The 5,509-nt window shown below is 67.9% G+C and carries 5 protein-coding genes; 3 read left to right on the top strand and 2 right to left on the bottom strand.

Annotated features, from left to right (window positions below):
* Window positions 1-635, top strand: a 635-nt coding sequence (locus tag ACFWF3_RS22410; RefSeq protein WP_379315148.1) for a 2OG-Fe(II) oxygenase family protein, incomplete at its 5' end; no start/stop codon positions are given.
* 16 nt (window positions 636-651) lie between these two features.
* Here ACFWF3_RS22410 and ACFWF3_RS22405 read toward each other — a convergent pair.
* Complete coding sequence (locus tag ACFWF3_RS22405) at window positions 652-2,007, bottom strand: DoxX family protein (protein WP_379315147.1); 1,356 nt, start codon at window positions 2,005-2,007, stop codon at window positions 652-654.
* Window positions 2,008-2,200: 193 nt separating this feature from the next.
* On the opposite strand from ACFWF3_RS22405, the gene ACFWF3_RS22400 reads away from it, so the two are divergent.
* Complete coding sequence (locus tag ACFWF3_RS22400; protein WP_379315146.1) at window positions 2,201-3,325, top strand: phosphotransferase family protein; 1,125 nt, start codon at window positions 2,201-2,203, stop codon at window positions 3,323-3,325.
* Between the two features lie 14 nt (window positions 3,326-3,339).
* Window positions 3,340-4,431 carry a hypothetical protein gene (locus tag ACFWF3_RS22395; RefSeq protein WP_378992295.1) on the top strand — a complete coding sequence of 364 codons (1,092 nt, stop codon included), beginning with the start codon at window positions 3,340-3,342 and terminating at the stop codon, window positions 4,429-4,431.
* 80 nt (window positions 4,432-4,511) lie between these two features.
* Here ACFWF3_RS22395 and ACFWF3_RS22390 read toward each other — a convergent pair.
* A partial coding sequence (locus tag ACFWF3_RS22390; protein ID WP_379315145.1) for a TROVE domain-containing protein occupies window positions 4,512-5,509 on the bottom strand: 998 nt, incomplete at its 5' end.

Below are 5,509 nucleotides of genomic sequence, written 5' to 3'. Positions count from 1 at the left end.
CGACCGGTGATCCGGCAATCGATCAGATGTGGTTCCTGCCGAATGTGTGGCCCACCGAGGTCGTGGAGCTGCGCGCGCTGCTGACCGAGTACACCGCCGCCGTGCGCACGCTGTCCGACGAACTGCTCGCCCTGTTCGCCGCGGCCCTCGCGCTGCCGGTCAACCCGTTCGCCGACCTGGCCGCACGCCCGACCTGGACCTGCAATATCAACCACTATCCGCCGATGACCGACGTCGGTGAGCCGGAGCCCGGCCAGTTCCGGATCGGTCCGCATACCGACTTCGGCACGGTGACGGTGCTCGACCGAGAACCCGGTGCGGGCGGGTTGCAGGTCTACACCGAGGCAGGCGGGTGGGCCGACGCTCCCTACGACCCGGCCGCGCTGACGGTGAACATCGGTGACCTGCTGGCCTATTGGAGCGGCGAGCGATGGCCGTCAGGTCGGCATCGGGTGCTGCCACCCCAGCCCGATGCCCCCGAGGAGGACCTGGTCTCGCTCATCTACTTCTACGAACTCGACCACGACGCGGTGGTGACTCCGCTGGCACCGCCGATCGGCCGGGTGGCGCAGGGGCCGCCGGTGGTGTCGGCCGATTTCCTCCGTATCCGGTTGGATGCCATCACTATCGGCTGACGCACCGGGCGCGCGATCATTCGAAGTACGGCTGGTTCTGCACCCAGCGGAAGTCTGTGCTGCGCAACGGGAACCGCTCGAGGTCGAGGCGGTCGAGAGTGACCGTGGCGGGCCGACCGTCCAGTTCTCCACGCAATGTCAGCGTGTCGGCCGAGGGATGCTCGACGGTGAAGGTGGCGTAGGGCACCGGGGTTCCGTCGGCGCCGCTGGGTGCGGCGACGAGCGTCATCGTGGCGGCCGCCAGGTCGGTCGTGGCCGACACCGGCACCACCGAATCGTCCATTCGCTGGTATCCCGCCGAGCCCACGTCGATCACGAGGCGTTGCCAGCGCACCGGATCGGTGGCCAGCGGCGGGATCGGGGTCGCTTCGACGCTGAACTCGCGCACCTCCCAGATGCCGTACAGCTCGGGTTTCGGTGCACCGCCGCCGTATTCGCGCCAGCTCTGCATTCCCGCGTCGATCATGCCCGCCGTGATCCACAGTCCGACCACGACCTGCGCCACCGCCGCCCACCGGTTGGCCCGCGACGAGGAGAACAGCGGTGGCTGCACGGCCGGGCCCGAATCACGCTCCAGCACGAGGAAATTCGCGAGCCTGCGCGCCTGCGGGGCGAGCAGCACCAGCCCCATCAGCAGCAGGTGCCCGGCCAGCATCTTCACCGGCACGTCGAAAGTTAGATTGAGCAGGAACACCTGCGCCATGCTGATCACGCCCAGCATGGCGCCCACCGTCGCGGTGCGTGGCCAGAACAGCAGCAGACCGGCGAGTACTTCGGCTGCGCCCAAAGCGATCTCGTAGGCGGGTGACGATCCGACCTGGGTCCACAGCATCGCCATCGGCGTCAGATCACCGACCCGGGTGAGCAATGTGGTCAGCGCGGGTTCGGGCATCTGCGTCGGGATGAGCTTGGCGAATCCGTAGAACAGCATCTGTCCGCCCACACACAGCCGCAGCGCCGTGAGAAACCAGCTCAGCAGTCGCGGATACGCGAGCCTGCGCCGGTCGAGCACCGACCACACCAGGGTGATCAGCACCGCGACCACCAGCAGCAGACCGCACTGGATCCAGATCGCGGCCTGGTCGCCGCTGCCGTTCATCGCCAGCTCGGCCGCCACCCCGAACACGTGCTCACCGATCCAGCTACTCACCGGATCGAGGGCCATGATCTGCCAGAGCATGGCCTCCTCGGGCAACCGCAGCGCGAGCACACCCAGGAAGACGAAGGTGATCTGAGCCATCCACAGACAGAAAAGGCCCAGGTACGCCACACTGAACCGGAAGGCGAGCCGGGTGATCGGATGCCACATCGGTGGCGGTGAGGGCGGGCTCGCGATGTCGTCGCGCGCACGCTCAATGGTCCCTGTGGTCACCCACGCCTCCTCATCGAGTTCGGTTGTTACCGAAGCTAATCGGAAGATACGGTGGAGCGCGTCGGGGAAAACCCCGATCTTTGCGCTGTCAACCCTGAGTCTCACTCAGCGATGCCGCCCTTACATTCCGGTCGGCCGTCCGGTACTCAGAAGTGACACACGTTACAGTTTTGCCGACAGGGGTACCCCGTAGATGTCCGAAGATCAGGATCCGGCCGCTCAGATGTCGCTCACCGTCAGCGAGCGCGATCTGGACGAGCTAGCCGGGACGCTGGCGAGCTGGCTGACCGACAAGGTCGGCGCCGACGTGACGGTCAGCAATCTGAACAAACCGTCCAGCGGCGGCATGTCGAGCACCACCATCCTGTTCGACGCCGAATGGCCGGCGGACGGGGCCGCCGAACAGGGGTCGTTCGTCATCCGGATGGCGCCGGAGGACAGCTCGTTCCCGGTGTTCGAGTCCTACGACCTGGCGATGCAGTACCAGGTGATGGCCGGTGTCGCCGCGTCCTCCGAGGTCGCCGTGCCGACGCTGCGCTGGCTCGAACTCGACGATTCGGTGTTCGGCTCGCCCTTCATCGTGATGGAGCGGGTCGAGGGCAGGGCGCCGTCGGACAATCCGCCGTACGTGTTCTTCGGCTGGCTGTTCGACGCGACGGTCGCCGAGCGCGAGCTGGTGGCGGACGCGACGGTCGAGGTGATCGCCCAGGTGCACGCCATCGACAAGGTGTCCGAGCGCTTCCCGCTGCTCGACGGTGCGGGCACCGCGCTGCGCAGGCATTTCGAGGCCCAGCGCGCCTGGTACCGGTGGGCACTGACCGACCACGGTGTCGAGGTGCCGCTGATCGAGCGGACCTTCGATTGGCTCGAGGCCAACTGGCCGGCCGATCCCGGTCCCGAAGTGCTGAACTGGGGCGACGCTCGTCCCGGCAACATCCTGTTCGACGGGTTCACCCCGGCGGCCGTGCTCGACTGGGAGATGGCGACGTTCGCGCCACGCGAACTCGACCTGGGCTGGACCATCTTCATCCACCGGTTCTTCCAGGACATCGCCACCCGCTTCGACCAGCCGGGTCTGGTGGACTTCCTGCGCCGCGACGCGGTGGTGGCGAAATACGAGGAACTGACCGGGCATTCGGTCCGGAATCTGGACTTCTACATCGTCTACGCCGCGCTGCGGCACGCGATCGTGATGGCCAGGATCAAGTGCCGGATGATCCATTTCGGCGAGGACACCGTGCCCGCCGAACTCGACGACTACGTGATGCACCGCCTCACCCTCGAGGCGTTGCTCGACGGCACCTACGAATGGGACTGACTATGCGAGCGATCATGCCCGTCCCCCTGGACGAATACCCGGTCCATCAGACCCCGCTGTCGCTGGCCAGGGTGGCCACCAGCGACCGGAACTTCTACGACCGCTATTACTTCAACGCCTTCGACCCGGCCGGCGACGCGATGCTGATCACCGGGTTCGGTGTGTACCCGAACCTCGGGGTGGTCGACGCGTTCGCGACGGTGCGCCACGGTGACGCCCAGCGCAGCGTGCGCTTCTCCGACGCGCTCACCTCGCGCGATCTGACCACCGCCGTCGGCGGCTACCGGATCGAGGTGATCGAGCCGCTCCAGAAGCTCCGAGTGGTCTGCGAGCACGACGATCTCGGGTTCGATCTGACCTGGACCGGTGCGCAGCCCGCCGTGCAGGAGCAGCCGCACCTGATCCTGTCCGGCACCAAGCCGATCATCGAGGCCTCGCGCTTCGCCCAATCGGGTTCGTGGGAGGGCACTCTCGCGGTCGACGGCATCGACTACCCGGTCGACCCGGCGGTGTGGACGGGCAGCCGCGATCGATCCTGGGGCATCCGGCCCTCCGGTGAGCCCGAACCCGCAGGCAGGCCGACCGGCATGGACGGTTTCTGGTGGCTGTACGCGCCGCTGCGGTTCCAGGATTTCTCGATCGTGGTGATCGTGCAGGAGGAGCCCGACGGCACCCGCACCCTCAACAACGCGGTGCGGATCTGGAACGACGGGCGCAAGGAACAACTGGGCTGGCCGCGCATGCACTGGACCTACGAGTCCGGCACCCGGCACCCGAAATCTGTGCGCCTGGACATGACCACCCCCGACGGGAAGCCGCTCGAGGTCGAGATCGAGTCGCGCCCCGGGATCGCCCTGCACGTCGGCTGCGGTTACGGCGCCGACCCCGACTGGACCCACGGCCGCTGGATGGGCGAGAACTGGTCGCTGTCGAGCGCCTACGACCTCACCGACCCCGCGATCAAGGGCCGTACCCCCTACGGCGTGATCGACCACATCGGCTACGCCCGCTGCGGTGATCTCGAAGGCTGGGGCCTGTTCGAACACGCCTCCATGGGCCGCCACGACCCCACGGGTTTCGCCGATTGGTCTTCCGTCGCCCCTTGACGGAACTCTCGTGCGAGAAGAAAAGGCGCCGCCGCGACAACGAGGTCGCGGCGGCTCCGATTTTTTCTGGGGTCGTATTCTTATGCGGCCGTGGCGAAGTCGGCCAGGAGCGACGGCACGGCGGCGTCGAAGCCGGCGACGTCGAGCATGCCCGCGTCGCCTGGATCGGCGATGCTGAAGTTCGTCGCCGTCATGCCGACCACCACGAGCTTGGCCCGCGGGTTCACCTCGCGGCGGTAGCGGGCCAGCGCCTGGTGCGGGTGCACCGCTCCCGCCCAGGTCTCGTTGTCGGTGTAGACCGAGAACACATCGACTTCGATGCCCTTGTCCAGCGCGTGCAGGATGGGCAGCGAGCAGTCGGTGCCGCCGAACGGCAAACCCGATATCGCCCGCACCGCGTCGTCGAGACGCTGCCGCGACGAGATCGACAGCGGGGACAGGCCGCGCGCCCCCTGCCACCCCTGACCGCTGGCGGTGAACCCGACGATCTCGTGCCGCGGCTCGGTACGTGCGGTGACCAGGGCGAGCGCGGCCGAGGCCTCGCGCGCCGAGATCGGCAGTCCTGCGATCGCACTCATCATCGAGCCCGACACGTCCAGCGCCAGCAGGTGACGCAGGCCGGTCGGCCGCACGAACTCGAAGGCCGCGTAGAACGCGGCGTCGAGGGCGTCGACGACCGGGGCCGACGGCGTCCAGGTGCCCGCGCCACGCGCCGACCGCCCCGAAGCGTAGGTGCGCAACGCGATCAGCACCGACACCGGGTGCACCCGAGCCTTGCGCAGCCTCGCCGGGTCGGCGAGCTGCGCGCAGATCGCCGCGGTGCGCGGTCCGAGCGGGTCGAGCAGGCCGAGACGGGTCAGGCGCGGCAGCTGTCGCAGCAGCGCCGTCTGCGGGATGCCGTTGTCGAGCAACGCTTCCCACACCGGCGCGGTGTTCAGTGCGGCGTCGGGCAGCATCTCCCAGCTGAGCCGGTACTCACGCACCAACTCCGGCACCCGCGCCACCGGTGCTTCCTGTGCCCGCTGGAAACCGTCGAGCAGTGCCAAGCCGTCGAGTTCCGGTGCGCGACCACAGATCC

It is taken from the genome of Nocardia sp. NPDC060220, from assembly GCF_042727815.1.
Classification (GTDB): Bacteria; Actinomycetota; Actinomycetes; order Mycobacteriales; family Mycobacteriaceae; genus Nocardia.
Note: the sequence above shows the minus strand (reverse complement) of the source record. Positions and strands in the feature narration are given on the sequence as shown.